This is a genomic window from Paenibacillus sp. V4I5, from assembly GCF_030817255.1.
GTDB lineage: Bacteria > Bacillota > Bacilli > Paenibacillales > NBRC-103111 > Paenibacillus_E.
Map to the genome: position 1 here is coordinate 3,479,107 of NZ_JAUSZB010000002.1, position 14,892 is coordinate 3,493,998.

Consider the following 14,892-nt stretch of genomic DNA (forward strand, 5'->3'; position numbering starts at 1 on the left):
ACGGGACGAAAGGGGTTCAAGCTTCCGTGGTACCACCCAAGTTTGCTACGCGCCTCACAGCACATAGCCTTAGCAGGTATGCTCATGAAGAACAATACCCTCAGCACGATAACGTGTGCTCTTCCGATTTCCCCTATTGCCTACGGCTGTGCCGCAAGTTTCAGGAAAACAGCTCCGAGGTGACTTCGTACGTAAGGGATTAAGGCGATGGTTTCAGCAAGTCCAACGCTCTCTGCGCATAAGTGCCCTTATTACTTCTTCCTCTTCATAGCCGATTCGTTAGTGTAGATCACCATATATAATATGATTTAGAGATTATTATATGCATCCCCTGAAGAATAGTCAATAGTCAAACTGAATAAAACAAAATCAAGCGAGAGAAGATAATACCAATCCAGGAAATTTAGGGGGCTAGTAATGAAATCGTCCCTGCCGAGCTCTCTTGGACGGTAACACTGCCATTCTTGCTAACGGCTACCATGAAGCATTAATTGCCGGTACAACAGGGTGGGACAAGCGTGCCATAGAGGAGCCTCAAACACAAACGGTTGTAAGAGGTCCGAAAGAAAGCTTTACAGAAGACTTGCGAACGAATACCTCCCTGCTGCGGAGGAAAATTAAATCACCCGATCTTCGGTTTATTAGCCTGCGAATAGGTCGATATACGCAAACCGAAGTCGTCATCACCTATTTGGATGGGATTGCTGAGGATCACGTCGTTCAAGAAGTCAAGAGTCGCCTAGACAGGATTGACGTCGACAGCATCCTAGAGAGCGGGTACATTGAAGAATTCATCGAGATAGAACCTATACCCCATTTCCTACCATTATGAACTCAGAGAGGCCAGATGCCGTTGCAGCCGGCCTTCTTGAAGGACAAGTTGGCATAATCGTCGATGGAACTCCTTTCGCCCTGCTTGCTCCAGTAACCTTTTTTAGATTTCTACAATCGAGTGAAGATTATTTTCAACGCTTTGATATTGCTACTTTCGTCCGACGTGATGGTCACCTTGCTTTTATTTCTGGGTTTATTTGTGAAAATGACTGCTTTCTTCTGGGGAGCCGTCTATGCATGTACCCAATTATCGCGTGCAACAAGTAGGCACCTGTGGATTTTCTATGTGGGTTTTATTATATTCACGACATCTTTTATAGAACCGAACTATACTTATCACGTGTGGCTTGGCTTGAATGTTAGTTTGAAGTTTTTCCCTATCTTTCAAGTCGTTATTCCCCTGTTGATGTACTTGGTTGTACTTTTTCGAAACCATCATCGATCAGAAACACCATCCAACGTTTAAACTTCGTCCATTTTATGCAAAAAGAAGCCTGCTCCCTTAAGGGGACAGGCTTCTAAGAACGCTATTACGCGTTTACTTTTGCTTTTGCAGCTGTTGCCAAATCGTTGAACGCTTTGGAATCATTCACAGCTAGATCAGCCAAGATTTTACGGTTAACTTCGATACCAGCCAATTTCAGGCCATGCATCAATTTGCTGTAGCTAAGGCCGTTTTGACGAGCGCCTGCATTGATACGTGTAATCCACAGTCTGCGGAAGTTACGTTTCGTTTGACGACGGTCACGGTATGCATACACTAAAGATTTCATTACTTGTTCTTTAGCTGTTTTAAATAAGCGATGTTTGGAACCGAAATAACCTTTTGCTAGTTTCAAAATTTTCTTACGACGGTGAGCGCGAATAAATCCGCCCTTGACTCTTGCCATTGTTAACTACCTCCTGGGATGTATAAATAATGTTCGAATATTAACCTTTAATGTTAGAAAGTTGTTGTTTCAGACGACGTACATCGCCTGGAGCCATAACTGGGTTTGTTGCAAGAACACGTTTAGTACGTGAAGATTTACCGGAAAGCAAGTGATTTTTACCTTGTTTGTATCTCATCACTTTGCCTGTGCCAGTAATTTTGAAACGGCCTTTCAAGCTGCTGTGTGTTTTCATTTTCGGCATGGTGTTTTGTTCCTCCTAATTTAGTATAACGCCTAGGTAGTGACTTTCGGCGTTAAGATCATGATCATGCTTCTTCCCTCAAGCTTAGGAGCGCGCTCCTGTGAGGAAATGTCAGCTGTTTCAGTAGCTAAACGTTCAAGTACTCTACGGCCAATCTCCGAGTGCGCTATTTCACGACCACGGAATCGGACGCTGGCTTTCACTTTATCGCCTTCGCCAAGAAACTTAACGGCATTGCGAAGCTTTGTTTGGAAGTCGTGTTCATCGATTGTCGCGCTTAAGCGAATTTCTTTGATGTCCACAATCTTCTGGTTCTTACGAGCTTCTTTTTCTTTCTTCTGTGTTTCATAACGGAATTTACCGTAATCCATAATGCGGCATACTGGCGGCTTAGCCGTCGGTGCCACATTTACCAAATCCAAATTCGCGTCAAGTGCGATTTGAAGAGCTTCGCGAATCGGCGTGATGCCGAGTTGTTCTCCGTCCGCCCCAATCAGGCGTACTTCCTTCACACGAATCTCGTCATTAATCATATGGTCTTTGCTAATAGTATTCCACCTCCAAAAAGTATGTAACGCTCTCTCTAACAATATAAAAAAGATGCGGGCGCAGTGGCCCACATCTTCATCAATAACAGGTTCATGCAAACCTATTGTACATTCATGACGATTCATTCAAACCAGCCAACTGTGTCGGTCAGGTGAGAAGCGGGCGCTTCTGCTTTTACTTGAAATATAATATCATCTCAGGCAGAGAAAGTCAACTCACTTGTTTACTTTTCATTTCGTCTAGACGAATAACACGTGTATGCTCCGTATGGCTCCATTGTTTGTTGTTTTGCGTGAAGAACGCATAGAACGTAATCGGCCACCAAGAAAGCATAAATATCGGATATAGAATTAAATATTTATATACTTTGCCAGGAGCCTTCTCAATGAACATGGAGATTGGCAGAAGCACGTAAATGGCTAAGCTGACTGAGTTAAAGAACACGGGATTGATATCAGCAAGCATTGGCGCGTCCGACCAACCCGGAGTGAAGGATTTAATCCATAGCAATACAGTGATAATCGCGCCGAAAAAGAAGTTATATACGTTAGCCGAGTAGATAGCCGCGTCAATCTTCGTCCAGCTGCCCTCTTTGATACCTTGCCACAATAGGGGGAAGAAATAACGCTTGGCCACATCAAAGTGTCCTTGCATCCAGCGCAAGCGCTGTTTGGCGGATACTTTAAACGTCAGTGGCTTCTCATCATAAACAATCGCCTCGTAGTTGTAAGTAGGTCGAATACCGAGCTTAATGCAGCGCATGGAGAACTCCAAATCTTCAACAAGGCTGGTTGCTCCCCATCCGATCTGTTTAAGCAGCTTGGATTCAAAGCACATTCCTGTACCTCCCAAGTAGTTAGCAAGCCCTAAGTTTGTACGGGGCATTTGCCAGAAGCGGTTTGCAAAGTAATACGAGATTGCGTAGGAGCCAGTAACCCAGGAATCGTTTGGGTTCTTGCTGTCTAGGTAGGCTTGAATAACTCTGGAACCGGAGCAAAGATCATTGTTCATGTGTATTAAGTAATCCGGACTGGAAAGATTGTCGGCATCAAACATGACAACGGCGTCGTACTGACGCTCCCGCTTCCAAAGCTCTTTCAGCATCCATTCGATCGCGTAACCTTTCCCTCTCAGGTTCGGGTTATGGCGTTCCATGGCGTTAACACCATGACTGCGTGCAATATCCGCTGTATTGTCTGTACAGTTATCACAAATCACGAAGATGTCATAGAGCTCTTTGGGGTAATCCAAGGCCTTCAGATTCTCGATCAATGCGCCAACGACTTGCTCCTCATTATGAGCAGCAACCAAAACAGCAAACGATTTCTGCGGAGCAAATTTCTGTTTGTTTCTGGGACGGTACCATCCGAAGAAAGTTAAAAATAACTGATACGCACCGACCAAGGCTAAGCCAATTTGAAAGGTAAGCATAATCTTGTCTAGCATGAAGCAAAGTCCCCCTTTTTTTGTTTATGCACACAAGCTATCTTTTTATACGCGTATGCGCAGTTTTATGTACCATGTGAATAACCGTTCTTGATTTTCCTCTCTTTCCACTCATTTGTCAAAGTTCACAATGACGTAAATAAGCCATTTCTCTGAGATTTGAGCGGAACGCGCACAGTCTATGCAGCATGTGCTTGAAATCAGATCGTTAAAGTCCTGTTTTCAACGTTTTTCATTTTATTGTGTACCAAAAGTTCACCATTTAGACGAACACGATCAAGCCGCCCCCATGTGATACGGGGTTTATTATAATTCACCTAAGCTCTCCCTGACAACTTTTGCTTGGCTGCCCCTATTATTGAATCATACGTTTTGAATGTAAGTGGGACTGATTTACAGCTGTCCTATAGGCCACTTCCTCATAGCTGGCCAACAATTGGTTAAAGATGTGATCCCAAGATTGGCGCAGGGCAAACTCCCTACCCGCAATGGCAAGTCTGTGACGAGTCTCTTGTGATTCATACAATCTTATGATTGCTTGTGTGAAAGCAGCAACCTCGCCAGATGGACAGAGTAAACCCGTTACTTCATGCTCAATATTATCCTGTACCCCGCCAGCAGCAGCTCCAATCACCGTTGTCCCAGAAGCCATGGACTCCAGAACAACATTGCCGAAAGTCTCTGTAGCTGAAGGAAAAAGAAACACATCTGCAGCTGCATAAAGCTCAGCGAGCTGTGTCCCCTGAACGAATCCGGTAAAAGTAACTCCTGGAGCCCCTCCATAACATTCGCGCAACACTGCGGCAGACGGTCCGTCACCAGCAATAATTAGATGACTATCATCTCTGATCGCAGCAGGCAGTGCAGTAAAACTGTCTAGTGCGACCTCTACACTTTTCTCAGGGGCTAAACGCCCGACATAAAGCATAACGAACTTTGCAGGATCTACGCCATATGTCCCGAGTACTGACTTTCGGTCGACAATCGGCTGGAAACGTTCCGCATCGACACCGCGGCTCCAAATCTCTAAATGACTTAACCCTTTGGCTTGCAGATGCTGCAAGGTAGACATCGAAGGCACATACACCTTCTGACAGCTTTGGTGAAACCATTGCATGTATTTCCACAGCGTAGTCTCCACCCAAGGTATTTTATAATGACTCAAGTATTGGTCGAAGTGAGTATGGTAGGACGCAACTAATGGCGTTTTGTGTTTGCGAGCATGGTGCAAACCAAAAAGTCCCAAATTGAAAGGGGTTGCACAATGAATGAGTGTAGGCTGAAAGGCATGGAGGGATTTGCGAACATTGAGAGGATTTGGGATAGCTAAGCGACATTCGGGGTACAATAAAAAGGGAATACTGTAAAAACGTTCTACACGGAACGGATCGTTGTCACCTTCTGTCATACTAGTAGGAGCAAACACTTTGCAAGCCACATCTTTGGATTCCAAAAACCGCGTCCATCTGCCAAGTGTCTTGGCAACTCCATTTACATCTGGCAGGAATGTATCTGTAAATAAGGCAACTCTCAACCTCATCAGCCCCTTTTTACTATTTACCTTCAATCCCCTTATTTCACATCATGCTAGCACAGGATTGTTTTCGGGAGATCAGATGAACGTTAAATTGAATTTCTTAAAATTTATTACTGCGTTAATCTTCCTTTAATAAATGTTCTTTACAATAAGACTTAAGAAAGTAACCCCAGCAGCGAAGGAGGCTACTACTCATGAGCAGGGTCGTACACTGGCTTCAGCATCATGAAACACGCGTATTCCACTTTGTGAATCAACGTATCCAGCACTTCTTCCTTGATCATTTCTTTAATAAAATCACACATTTAGGCGGGGCCACAGCCTCCATTGCGATATCCTTATGCTTTGCATTGTTCGGTCAAGGCCCACTGCGTACAGCAGGCATTCAAGCTCTTCTTGCCTTAACCATCAGTCATATCCCAGTTGCTTTTATCAAAAAGAAATACCCAAGACTTAGACCTTACCTGGTACACCCTCAAACCATTACTTATAAAAACCCGCTGACGGATCATTCCTTTCCTTCCGGGCATACAACCGCTATCTTCTCAATCATTTTCCCTTTTGTTACAGCCGTGCCTATACTTGGACTTATTCTCATACCGCTCGCATTAATCGTTGGTCTATCACGTATCTACCTAGGGCTGCACTATCCTTCCGATTGTATCGTTGGATGTTTAATTGGAACGACGGCTTCTCTAGTGACAGTAGCTTTCTGGGGGTAAACGAATGGATGTCTTGCATGGTAAAAAACGGGTTCTCATTCTTTCTGAAGGCTTCGGAGCCGGACATACGCAAGCGGCTTATGCACTTGCCGTAAACTTAGAACAGCGTTGTTCTACAATCGAGACACGTGTATTAGAATTAGGCTCATTCCTGCACCCGACCTTAGCACCTTGGATCATCCATGCTTACAAAAAGACACTAACCTCTCAGCCCAAGCTGTACGGCCGATTGTACCGCTCTCAATACAAGAAATCGCTCAACCGCTTGACGCAATTAGCCTTACATCGCATTTTTTATGCACAGACAGCGGCGATTATCCAGCAGTGGGCTCCTCAAGCTATTGTCTGCACACACCCTTTTCCCAGTGTTGTCGTATCTAGACTGAAAAGAGCTGGATTAGACATCCCGCTATGTACGGTCATTACAGACTACGATGTCCATGGGACTTGGGTCAGTAGAGAAGTAAATAAATATATGGTTTCGACAGAAGACGTCAAAAATAAACTGCTGGGCCGCGGTATCACGGCAGCCCAAGTCGAAATCACAGGAATTCCCGTTCATCCAAGCTTTCGTGTTGCCCACGATAAAGCCCTGATTCGACAGCAATTCCAGCTGGCATCTCTGCCTACCGTACTAGTTATGGGAGGTGGCTGGGGATTAATCGGCGGCGATTCACTCAGTGAGCACTTGATAACATGGAGAGATCGAATCCAATTCATATTTTGCTTAGGCAATAATGAGAAAGCATTAGCAAAGCTGGCGATGGACGCCCGATATCAGCATCCCAATATCCATTTGCTTGGGTTTACCCAAGAAATCGGCAAGTTAATGGAAGCTTCCGATTTGCTTGTAACGAAGCCCGGGGGTATGACCTGCTCAGAAGGGCTTGCAAAGTCGATCCCCATGCTTTTTTATGATCCGATACCGGGTCAGGAAGAAGAGAATGTCCACTATTTTACACAGCTTGGCTTTGGCGAACCGATCCGATCTGCAGATACAATTGCGAACTGGTTATCGATGTTGGCTAGCAGGTATACGGATGTAGAGGCTAAGCGCGCTTCTAATTATCATAAAAAGAAGATGTATCTTCCCTCAACTGATTGTTCAGAGGTCATTATGCAATTGCTTGGGTGATTCAAGTAAAAAAAGCTAATCTCTTACCGCAGTTTATGCAGTAGAAGATTAGCTTTTTTTGTGTATAAACCTATTCCGATTTGGCTTTGTTCAACTGCTCCAGATGAGAAGCAAGCACTTTTTCGCCAATAACCACTTCACAGCGATGAATGTTCATACCTTGCCCGGCGAACTTCGTTTCGTATTCAGTCATAACATGGTTAGGATGAATCCCATCCACATGCAGGTTTAAGGAAATATTTCGCATTCTCAGTCCCATATCTGCAAAAGAATTGAGGGAGAATTCGAACAATGATTGCGAATCGGTTTTCAAGTGAATCTCGCCGTTCGCATTTAATATTTGCTGATATTTCTCAACAAAGCCCGGATGCGTTAAACGTCTACGAGCATGCTTTTTCTTCGGCCATGGATCACTGAAATTCAAATAAACCCGCTCTAATTCACCTTCAGCAAAAGCTTCCTCAATATGTTCGATATTGAAAAGCATTAGCTTCAAGTTCGGTATGCTTAGCGCAGACTCCGCCTCATCATCCGTCTTGATTTCATGAGCATTCTTTGCTTTCTCACTTGCTTTGCGAATCAATTCGTCATACATATCAACACCAATGAAATTAATGTTCGGATATTTCTTACTCATTTCACTAATGAAGCGCCCTTTGCCCATCCCAAGCTCGGCATGAATCGGGTTGTTGTTACCGAATAACTCGGCCCATTTGCCTTTATATTCCTTGGCATTTAAAACAACGAGTTCCTTTTGACGTTCTATATCTTCTCGAATTCCTTTTCTTCCCCGTAAACGCATCTACTTTTTGCCTCCTACACGTACAAGCTATCGAATACAAATCATAGACGATTCGAGGAAAAAAATCAAAGGGAATTACACTTCCAGGGCATGATAATCAATGGTATTCGATGTGGCTGGAAACAGTTTTTGATCCAAAGACCGCAGTATTTTTCGTCTTGCGTCCTTCGATATGCTCGGGTCTGCAGCGTATTTCACGCCACTGCTCAAAGCGAATGCTTCTTTAATGGTCAACTCGACGGATAACGTATCGATAGCTGGGGGCATCTTAACCAACTCATTCACCTGCTTTCCTTTTGTTTCATTAATGATAGCTTTCGTTATGATGATGTTCTTTATGAATGGCAGATCATTCTAACGACATAGAAAAACGCCCTCCAATTGGAGGGCGCATTCTAGATAGTATCTATTTACCTAATTTCATCTCTTCGTTTATCTCTTCCTCTAAGACCAACTAAGCCCAACAAACCTACCAGACCAAGCCATCCCCAGTCCATATCATCGTCTGCCCCAGTAGTCGCAGTGGCACGATAGGACGAAGTGTCATAATTATTGTTCATACCTGTAGTATTCATTCGGTCCATCATATTTGTGCCGTAACCATTGATTTGACCCATAACGTCGGTGCCAGTACCACCAGTAGTAGTACCTGTAGTACCTGTAGTTGTAGTACCTGTAGTACCAGTACCTACAGTAGCGTCATAATTACTTCCTGTATATCCCGATGTTGTCGTAGTTCCTGTCCCCGTTGTTCCAGTAGTTCCAGTAGTTCCTGTAGTTCCAGTAGCCAGTGCACCAGTTGCCCCAAAACTTAATGCCGTTGTCAAAGCTACCGCCAAAGTAATTGTACGAAACTTTTTCACTTGTTCAAATCCCCTTTCGGCATGTAATAGTTATGCAAAGTTAGCATGCTCCGTATCGCTCCTTTTTAACGGGGAACATCTTGGAAAGGCAGGGGTCGCTTTCATGCTTCAATTTCGCTACAATAGGTTGGAAAGAAAGGAGCAACCATATGTCTATAATTACTCAGGAGTCGCCTCAACTATGGGGGGACAAACGTTTCCATACATGGAATTATGAAATGCGTGAAGCTTTCGGCGGGAAGGTTTTTAAAGTCATGCTGGATGCAGGTTTTACTTGTCCCAATCGTGATGGCAATATTGCAACTGGCGGCTGCACATTTTGCAGCGCACGGGGATCAGGTGATTTTGCGGGAAGCCGCCGCGATGATCTGGTTACCCAATTTAATAAGATTCGTGATCTCCAACATCAGAAATGGCCGGATGCCCAATACATCGGCTACTTTCAGGCCTATACGAATACGTATGCACCCGTTGAGGAGCTGCGGGAATATTATGAAGTTATTTTAAAGCAGCCAGGCGTCGTTGGTTTATCCATTGCGACCAGACCGGATTGTTTACCAGATGATGTGATCGAATACTTGGCGGAGTTGAATGAACGAACCTACCTATGGGTCGAAATGGGTCTTCAAACCGTACACGAATCAACCTCTGAACTCATCAATCGTGCTCATGACACACAATGCTATTTGGATGCGGTTGCCAAGCTTCGAAAGCATAATATCCGTTCCTGTGCACACATTATTTATGGATTACCTGGGGAGACCCACGAAATGATGCTGGACACCGGACGAGCCGTCGCTCAGATGGATGTTCAGGGCATTAAAATCCATTTACTTCATTTAATGCGTAAAACGCCTATGGTGAAACAATACGAAGCTGGCTTGCTTCAGTTCCTGGAAAAAGACGAGTACGTGAAGCTTATCGTAGATACGCTCGAATTTCTGCCACCGGAAATGATTGTCCATCGCCTTACTGGAGATGCGCCCCGCGATCTACTGATTGGCCCGATGTGGAGCCTTAAAAAGTGGGAAGTGCTGAATGCTTTTGACACCCTTTTGAAAGAAAGAAATACTTGGCAGGGTAAACTTTGGAAGGGTAAAGTCGACCAAGGATAAATCTAACGAAAACATAAACACATAAAACCAAAATAGATTATTATCCGTTTCCTTTATATAGGTAGAACGACTAAAGGAGATGGATGATCATGATGATAAAACGGGCTCAAGCAGCCATAATTGGAATGATGCTAGTTGTTTCTGGATGTGGAAGTGAGCCGGCGACACCAGTGAGTACCGTGGCGCCGTCAACGTCACCGACGGCGGTAGTAAGTGCGTCGCCGGTTGCTGTAGCGACGGCAGCACCCGCAGCCGCTACGGTGCAGCCAGCGGCAAGCAGTACTCCGCAGCCGAGCGCAGCAGCGACAGCGAAGCCGACAGCTGCGGCCGCGACGCCAGCAGTGAAAGAAGCGGCTGCGGCGAAGCCGACGCCGACTGCAACGCCAGCACCTGCAAGCGCGGCGCCATCCCCATCCGCTAAGCCTGCGGATGGCGGCACGAGTACCGCAGCGCAGGCGCAGGTGCTGTACAAGGACAACTGCATGTCCTGCCACGGGGCAGGGCTTGCAGGCGACTTCGGTCCGAACCTGACGAAGGTCGGTTCGCACAAAACCAAGGATGAGATCGCTGCGCAAATCCTCGGAGGTAAAGGCGATATGCCACCTTTCAAAAGCGCACTGAAATCCGAAGAAATCGAAGTGCTAGCCGCATGGCTAGCAGACAAAAAATGATCGTATAAGCAGCATGGAGGGCTTTCATCGCATGGGTTTTGTTTCGGTACTAAGTTTTGCTCATCAACTAATTAATCAGCGGGCTCAGCCGGGCGATACCGTCATCGACGGGACCCTTGGCAATGGCGTGGATGCTGTGTTCTTAGCGAAGCTGGTTGGCACCCGCGGCAGCGTTTACGGCTTCGATATCCAGCAGCAAGCGCTGGATCAAACAAAGATGCGTCTGGAGAAAGAACTTCCAGACGCATCTTCATGTGTACACATGAGCCTATGCAGTCATGCGCTCATGGAGGCGGCTGTGCCGCAGGACCGCCACGGCAAGGTCGCTGCGGTCACGTTCAATCTCGGCTACCTGCCCGGCGCCGATCCGGCAACGATTACGAAGCAGGAATCCACGATTCCTGCTCTCGAGGCTGCCCTCCGCCTTCTCCGCAAAGGCGGTATCGCGACCATCGTGCTCTATAGCGGGCACGATGGAGGCTCGGAAGAAGCTGCAGCCGTCGAAAGCTGGGCCCAGCGCCTTCCGCTCGCAGCCTTTCAGGTGCTGCGTTACCAATTCATGAATACCAGCCCGCATGCTCCCTATCTCCTAGCTCTAGAAAAAAGATAGACGCATGATATAATGCTAGAGAGTGCAATAGCATTCTTTTGTAGGAGAAATTAGAGAAGAAAGTAGGGATAGTTTGTGAAATCATACCCGCTTCAATTTCAACCTGAAATGAAAGAACGTGTCTGGGGTGGAAGAGCCCTAGAAAAGTTTGGTTTTCAGCTTCCAGAAGGCGCCATTGGCGAAGGCTGGATGATTGGCGATCACCCGAATGGAACGACGAAGGTTATTAATGGCGAATTAGCAGGCCTTGGTCTAGACGAAATTCGCGAGAATTACGGCAAAACATTATTCGGCACCAAAGGATTTTCCGAGAAAAACGGCCGTTTCCCACTACTCATCAAGTTATTGGATTGCGAAGACGACCTTTCCGTACAAGTACATCCGAACGATCATTACAAGAATTTGGCTGCCGGCGAGCTCGGCAAAACAGAGATGTGGTACATCCTTGATGCCAAGCCCGGCGCCAAAATTATATATGGCATGCAAGAAGGCGTTACACGTGAAAGCTTAGCTCAAGCCATAGCAGAGAACCGCATTTTGGACTGCTTGCAGGAAGTGCCTGTTGAAGCCGGTGATTCCTTCTACATCCCAGCAGGAACGGTCCATGCCCTTGGTGCTGGCGTTCTAGTTGCCGAGATTCAGCAAAATTCCGATACGACCTATCGTTTGTACGATTATAATCGTCCTGGATTGGATGGTAAACCACGTGATCTTCATATAGAAGATTCTCTCAACGTTATCGCGTATGAAGGCTCCGGTTCCACTCGGATGAAAACAGATTTGAATGAAGCCGGTACTTGGTTAACGCTTGCCGAGTCCCCTTTCTTCACCGTAGAAAAAGGCCTAGTAGGACCGAAATGGGAGCTAAGCACTTCTCCTGAAAGCTTCGTCATCCTCGTTATTGCAGACGGGAACGGAACCCTCCAGTGGGCAGATGGCAGCATCTCCACGAAGCCAGGCGACTGCTTCCTGCTTCCTGCCAATCTTGGCAGCTATGCACTAGAAGGCAGCATGACGGTTATTCGCAGCTACTTGCCTTAATTGTAATTATTGCGATAATCACTATTGCTCATAAGCAATGCACTTTTGAGTTTGATTTTGAGTTTGTCTTTTTTACCTTTACCTACTTTTACTTTTACTTTTACTTTTACTTTTACTTTTTACTTTTACTTTGACTTTGCTCTGACTCTGCTTTGCTTTTGCTTTGACTTTAACTTTGCTTTGACTCTGACTCCGCTTTAACTTTGCCCCTCCCTTGCCCTTGCCCTTGCCCTCGCCCCTTTAGCTCCAATTGTTGTAAAAAATACAACAATTGGAGCTAAATATTTACTTGTGAGTAGGGAGTGTTGTAAAAAGTACAACAATTCCTCTTAAATATGTTGATTTCCAAGGAAATCAGTCGAAACTGTTGTACAAAATGCAACTTTACTGCGATTTTATCGGTTTAGGACGGGATAATGTTGTAAAATGTACAACTCAGAATTCGAAATAAATACTAAGTCTCTTTCAGTAAGTTGAGTTACTATGAATTATCTCTCAGTAAAGTTGAGCTATAGTGAAGTTTTTCTTAGCTCAGTTAAGTCACAGTAGTCTCGCATAGCAAAGTTAAGTTAATTAAGCATTTCTTAGCAAAGCTGAAAACCATGCTCGAAATGAAAATAAGCCTCCAAAACCACTTTCACCGTGGTTTTGGAGGCTTATTTCATTTAGAAGCACTGTCTAGTTCTATTCCCAGCTAAGATTCTTCCGATAAGCTGCTTTCTTTTAAAATAACGTCGTGCGCTCCGCCTTCAACAAGGCTGGTTGCGGAAACGAGCGCAATTCTCGCTTTGCTTTTCAGCTCGTCCAAGCTTAATGATCCACAGTTGCACATCGTGGACTTTATTTTACCAAGCGTCTTGTCCAGGTTCTCCTGCAGGCCTCCAGCATATGGAACATACGAATCGACGCCTTCCTCAAACAAGAGCTTGTTTTTGCCACCCGTATCATAACGCTGCCAGTTGCGGGCACGATTGGAGCCTTCTCCCCAGTATTCTTTCACGAAGTTGTTGCCAACTTTCAGCTTTCTGGTCGGGCTCTCATCGAAACGCGCGAAATATCGGCCCAACATAACAAAATCAGCGCCCATGGCTAAGGCTAATGTAATATGGTAGTCATGTACGATACCACCATCGGAACAGATTGGAATGTAGGTACCTGTTTCTTTGAAGTATTGATCTCTGGCTTCAACAACTTCCATGATGGAAGAGGCTTGTCCGCGACCAATCCCTTTTTGCTCCCGAGTGATACAGATAGACCCGCCGCCGATGCCGACTTTAATGAAATCCGCTCCTGATTCCACCAGATAAAGGAACCCTTCACGGTCTACAACGTTACCTGCACCGATCTTCACATTGAAATTCTCTTTCACATACTGAACCGTTTCCCGCTGCCATTCACTGTAACCATCTGAAGAATCGATGACTAGAATGTCTACTCCCGCTTCAACAAGCGCAGGCACTCTCTCTTTGTAATCCTTCGTATTAATCCCCGCACCAACAATATAGCTTTTGTTAGCGTCCAACAGCTCCATCGGATTTTCTTTATGCTCATCATAATCCTTACGGAAAACGAGGGTATCGAGTTTCTGATGCTCATCCACAATCGGTAAACAATTCAGCTTGTGATCCCAAATTAAATTGTTTGCTTCCGATAAAGTAATTCCTGATTTGCCGTAAATCAATTTATCGAAAGGCGTCATAAAATGCTGGATTTGGCGATCCAGAGGGTCACGACTTGTCCGGTAATCACGCCCCGTTACAATACCAAGCAATTTGCCATTCGCTGTACCATCGTCGGTAATGGCAACCGTAGAATGACCTGTTTCTTCTTTCAACGCCAATACATCACTTAGTGTATGCTGGGGAGTTAAGTTGGAACGGCTAACTACAAATCCTGCCTTGTACCCTTTTACTTTACGCACCATCAAAGCTTCTTCTTCAATGGATTGCGAGCCAAAAATAAACGAAATCCCGCCACTCCGCGCCAAAGCAATCGCCATTCCATGATCGGATACGGCCTGCATGACAGCAGATGAAAACGGGATATTGAGCGAGATCGCAGGCTCCTCGCCTTTATTGAATTTAACTAACGGTGTCTTAAGCTTCACATTCGCCGGTGTACATTCCTTCGTTGTAAGATTAGGAATCAACAAAAACTCACTAAACGTACGGGATGGTTCTAAGTAATACGTAGCCACTTTACGATTTCCTCCTTTGTATCCATAGGTAAATTTTTTCAATCTTATCACTTAACCTTACCTGTGGTCAATGGGTTTTTCAGGGAAATTCTTTTATGGGATGTAAAAAGGTTTATGAAGCTATTTCGTCCAAACCTGAGGTTCGGAATTTCCATTCATATATTCGATATAGGAAGGCGTAGTTTCGAGCACCACGTAGTTCGGATCATGCGGGTCCATTGAACCATTGCTTCATG

General features: G+C 45.3%; 15 protein-coding genes and 1 pseudogene. 7 read left to right on the plus strand and 9 right to left on the minus strand.

Features of this window, described 5'->3' with window-relative positions:
• Window positions 1-442: 442 nt before the first annotated feature.
• Window positions 443-1,101 (plus strand): annotated as a pseudogene (locus tag QFZ78_RS17670) (spore germination protein).
• 263 nt (window positions 1,102-1,364) lie between these two features.
• Here the strand turns inward: QFZ78_RS17670 and rplT are convergent.
• From rplT to QFZ78_RS17695, 5 genes are all read right to left on the minus strand, one after another.
• Window positions 1,365-1,724, minus strand: coding sequence for a 50S ribosomal protein L20 (rplT, locus tag QFZ78_RS17675; protein ID WP_028553998.1), 360 nt, complete (start codon window positions 1,722-1,724; stop codon window positions 1,365-1,367).
• Window positions 1,725-1,764: 40 nt separating this feature from the next.
• Window positions 1,765-1,968 carry a 50S ribosomal protein L35 gene (gene rpmI / locus QFZ78_RS17680; protein ID WP_029199203.1) on the minus strand — a complete coding sequence of 68 codons (204 nt, stop codon included), beginning with the start codon at window positions 1,966-1,968 and terminating at the stop codon, window positions 1,765-1,767.
• 32 nt (window positions 1,969-2,000) lie between these two features.
• Window positions 2,001-2,501 (minus strand): translation initiation factor IF-3, encoded by a 501-nt coding sequence (gene infC, locus QFZ78_RS17685; protein WP_047681158.1) that lies wholly within the window; start codon window positions 2,499-2,501, stop codon window positions 2,001-2,003.
• A gap of 226 nt (window positions 2,502-2,727) precedes the next feature.
• Window positions 2,728-3,963 (minus strand): glycosyltransferase family 2 protein, encoded by a 1,236-nt coding sequence (locus tag QFZ78_RS17690; RefSeq protein WP_307549501.1) that lies wholly within the window; start codon window positions 3,961-3,963, stop codon window positions 2,728-2,730.
• A gap of 355 nt (window positions 3,964-4,318) precedes the next feature.
• Window positions 4,319-5,497, minus strand: a complete 1,179-nt coding sequence (locus tag QFZ78_RS17695; protein WP_307549503.1) for a glycosyltransferase family 4 protein — start codon at window positions 5,495-5,497, stop codon at window positions 4,319-4,321.
• Window positions 5,498-5,694: 197 nt separating this feature from the next.
• Between QFZ78_RS17695 and QFZ78_RS17700 the strand changes: the two genes are divergently transcribed.
• Window positions 5,695-6,222 carry a phosphatase PAP2 family protein gene (locus QFZ78_RS17700; RefSeq protein WP_307549504.1) on the plus strand — a complete coding sequence of 176 codons (528 nt, stop codon included), beginning with the start codon at window positions 5,695-5,697 and terminating at the stop codon, window positions 6,220-6,222.
• Between the two features lie 4 nt (window positions 6,223-6,226).
• On the plus strand, window positions 6,227-7,357 hold the full coding sequence (locus tag QFZ78_RS17705) for an MGDG synthase family glycosyltransferase (RefSeq protein WP_307549505.1): 1,131 nt from the start codon (window positions 6,227-6,229) through the stop codon (window positions 7,355-7,357).
• A gap of 70 nt (window positions 7,358-7,427) precedes the next feature.
• Here the strand turns inward: QFZ78_RS17705 and trmB are convergent, their stop codons facing one another.
• The 3 genes from trmB to QFZ78_RS17720 all read right to left on the minus strand — a co-directional run bounded on the left by trmB (window position 7,428) and on the right by QFZ78_RS17720 (window position 9,022).
• Window positions 7,428-8,159 carry a tRNA (guanosine(46)-N7)-methyltransferase TrmB gene (gene trmB / locus QFZ78_RS17710; RefSeq protein WP_307549507.1) on the minus strand — a complete coding sequence of 244 codons (732 nt, stop codon included), beginning with the start codon at window positions 8,157-8,159 and terminating at the stop codon, window positions 7,428-7,430.
• Between the two features lie 75 nt (window positions 8,160-8,234).
• The gene (locus QFZ78_RS17715; protein ID WP_373459990.1) at window positions 8,235-8,435 is read right to left on the minus strand and encodes a hypothetical protein; all 201 of its coding nucleotides are present in this window, start codon (window positions 8,433-8,435) and stop codon (window positions 8,235-8,237) included.
• 134 nt (window positions 8,436-8,569) lie between these two features.
• Entirely contained in the window at window positions 8,570-9,022 is a 453-nt protein-coding gene (locus QFZ78_RS17720; protein ID WP_307549509.1) for a WGxxGxxG family protein, read from the minus strand.
• A gap of 149 nt (window positions 9,023-9,171) precedes the next feature.
• Between QFZ78_RS17720 and mnmL the strand changes: the two genes are divergently transcribed.
• The 4 genes from mnmL to QFZ78_RS17740 all read left to right on the plus strand — a co-directional run bounded on the left by mnmL (window position 9,172) and on the right by QFZ78_RS17740 (window position 12,459).
• Entirely contained in the window at window positions 9,172-10,137 is a 966-nt protein-coding gene (mnmL, locus tag QFZ78_RS17725) for a tRNA modification radical SAM protein MnmL/YtqA (RefSeq protein WP_307549511.1), read from the plus strand.
• 89 nt (window positions 10,138-10,226) lie between these two features.
• Window positions 10,227-10,808: a c-type cytochrome gene (locus QFZ78_RS17730; RefSeq protein WP_307549513.1), complete on the plus strand. Its 582-nt coding sequence runs from the start codon at window positions 10,227-10,229 to the stop codon at window positions 10,806-10,808.
• 31 nt (window positions 10,809-10,839) lie between these two features.
• Window positions 10,840-11,418 carry a tRNA 5-(aminomethyl)-2-thiouridylate-methyltransferase MnmM gene (gene mnmM / locus QFZ78_RS17735; protein WP_307549515.1) on the plus strand — a complete coding sequence of 193 codons (579 nt, stop codon included), beginning with the start codon at window positions 10,840-10,842 and terminating at the stop codon, window positions 11,416-11,418.
• A 75-nt stretch (window positions 11,419-11,493) separates the two neighbouring features.
• Entirely contained in the window at window positions 11,494-12,459 is a 966-nt protein-coding gene (locus QFZ78_RS17740; RefSeq protein WP_307549517.1) for a type I phosphomannose isomerase catalytic subunit, read from the plus strand.
• Window positions 12,460-13,153: 694 nt separating this feature from the next.
• Here QFZ78_RS17740 and QFZ78_RS17745 read toward each other — a convergent pair.
• Window positions 13,154-14,656 (minus strand): IMP dehydrogenase, encoded by a 1,503-nt coding sequence (locus QFZ78_RS17745; protein ID WP_307549519.1) that lies wholly within the window; start codon window positions 14,654-14,656, stop codon window positions 13,154-13,156.
• Window positions 14,657-14,892 lie beyond the last annotated feature (236 nt).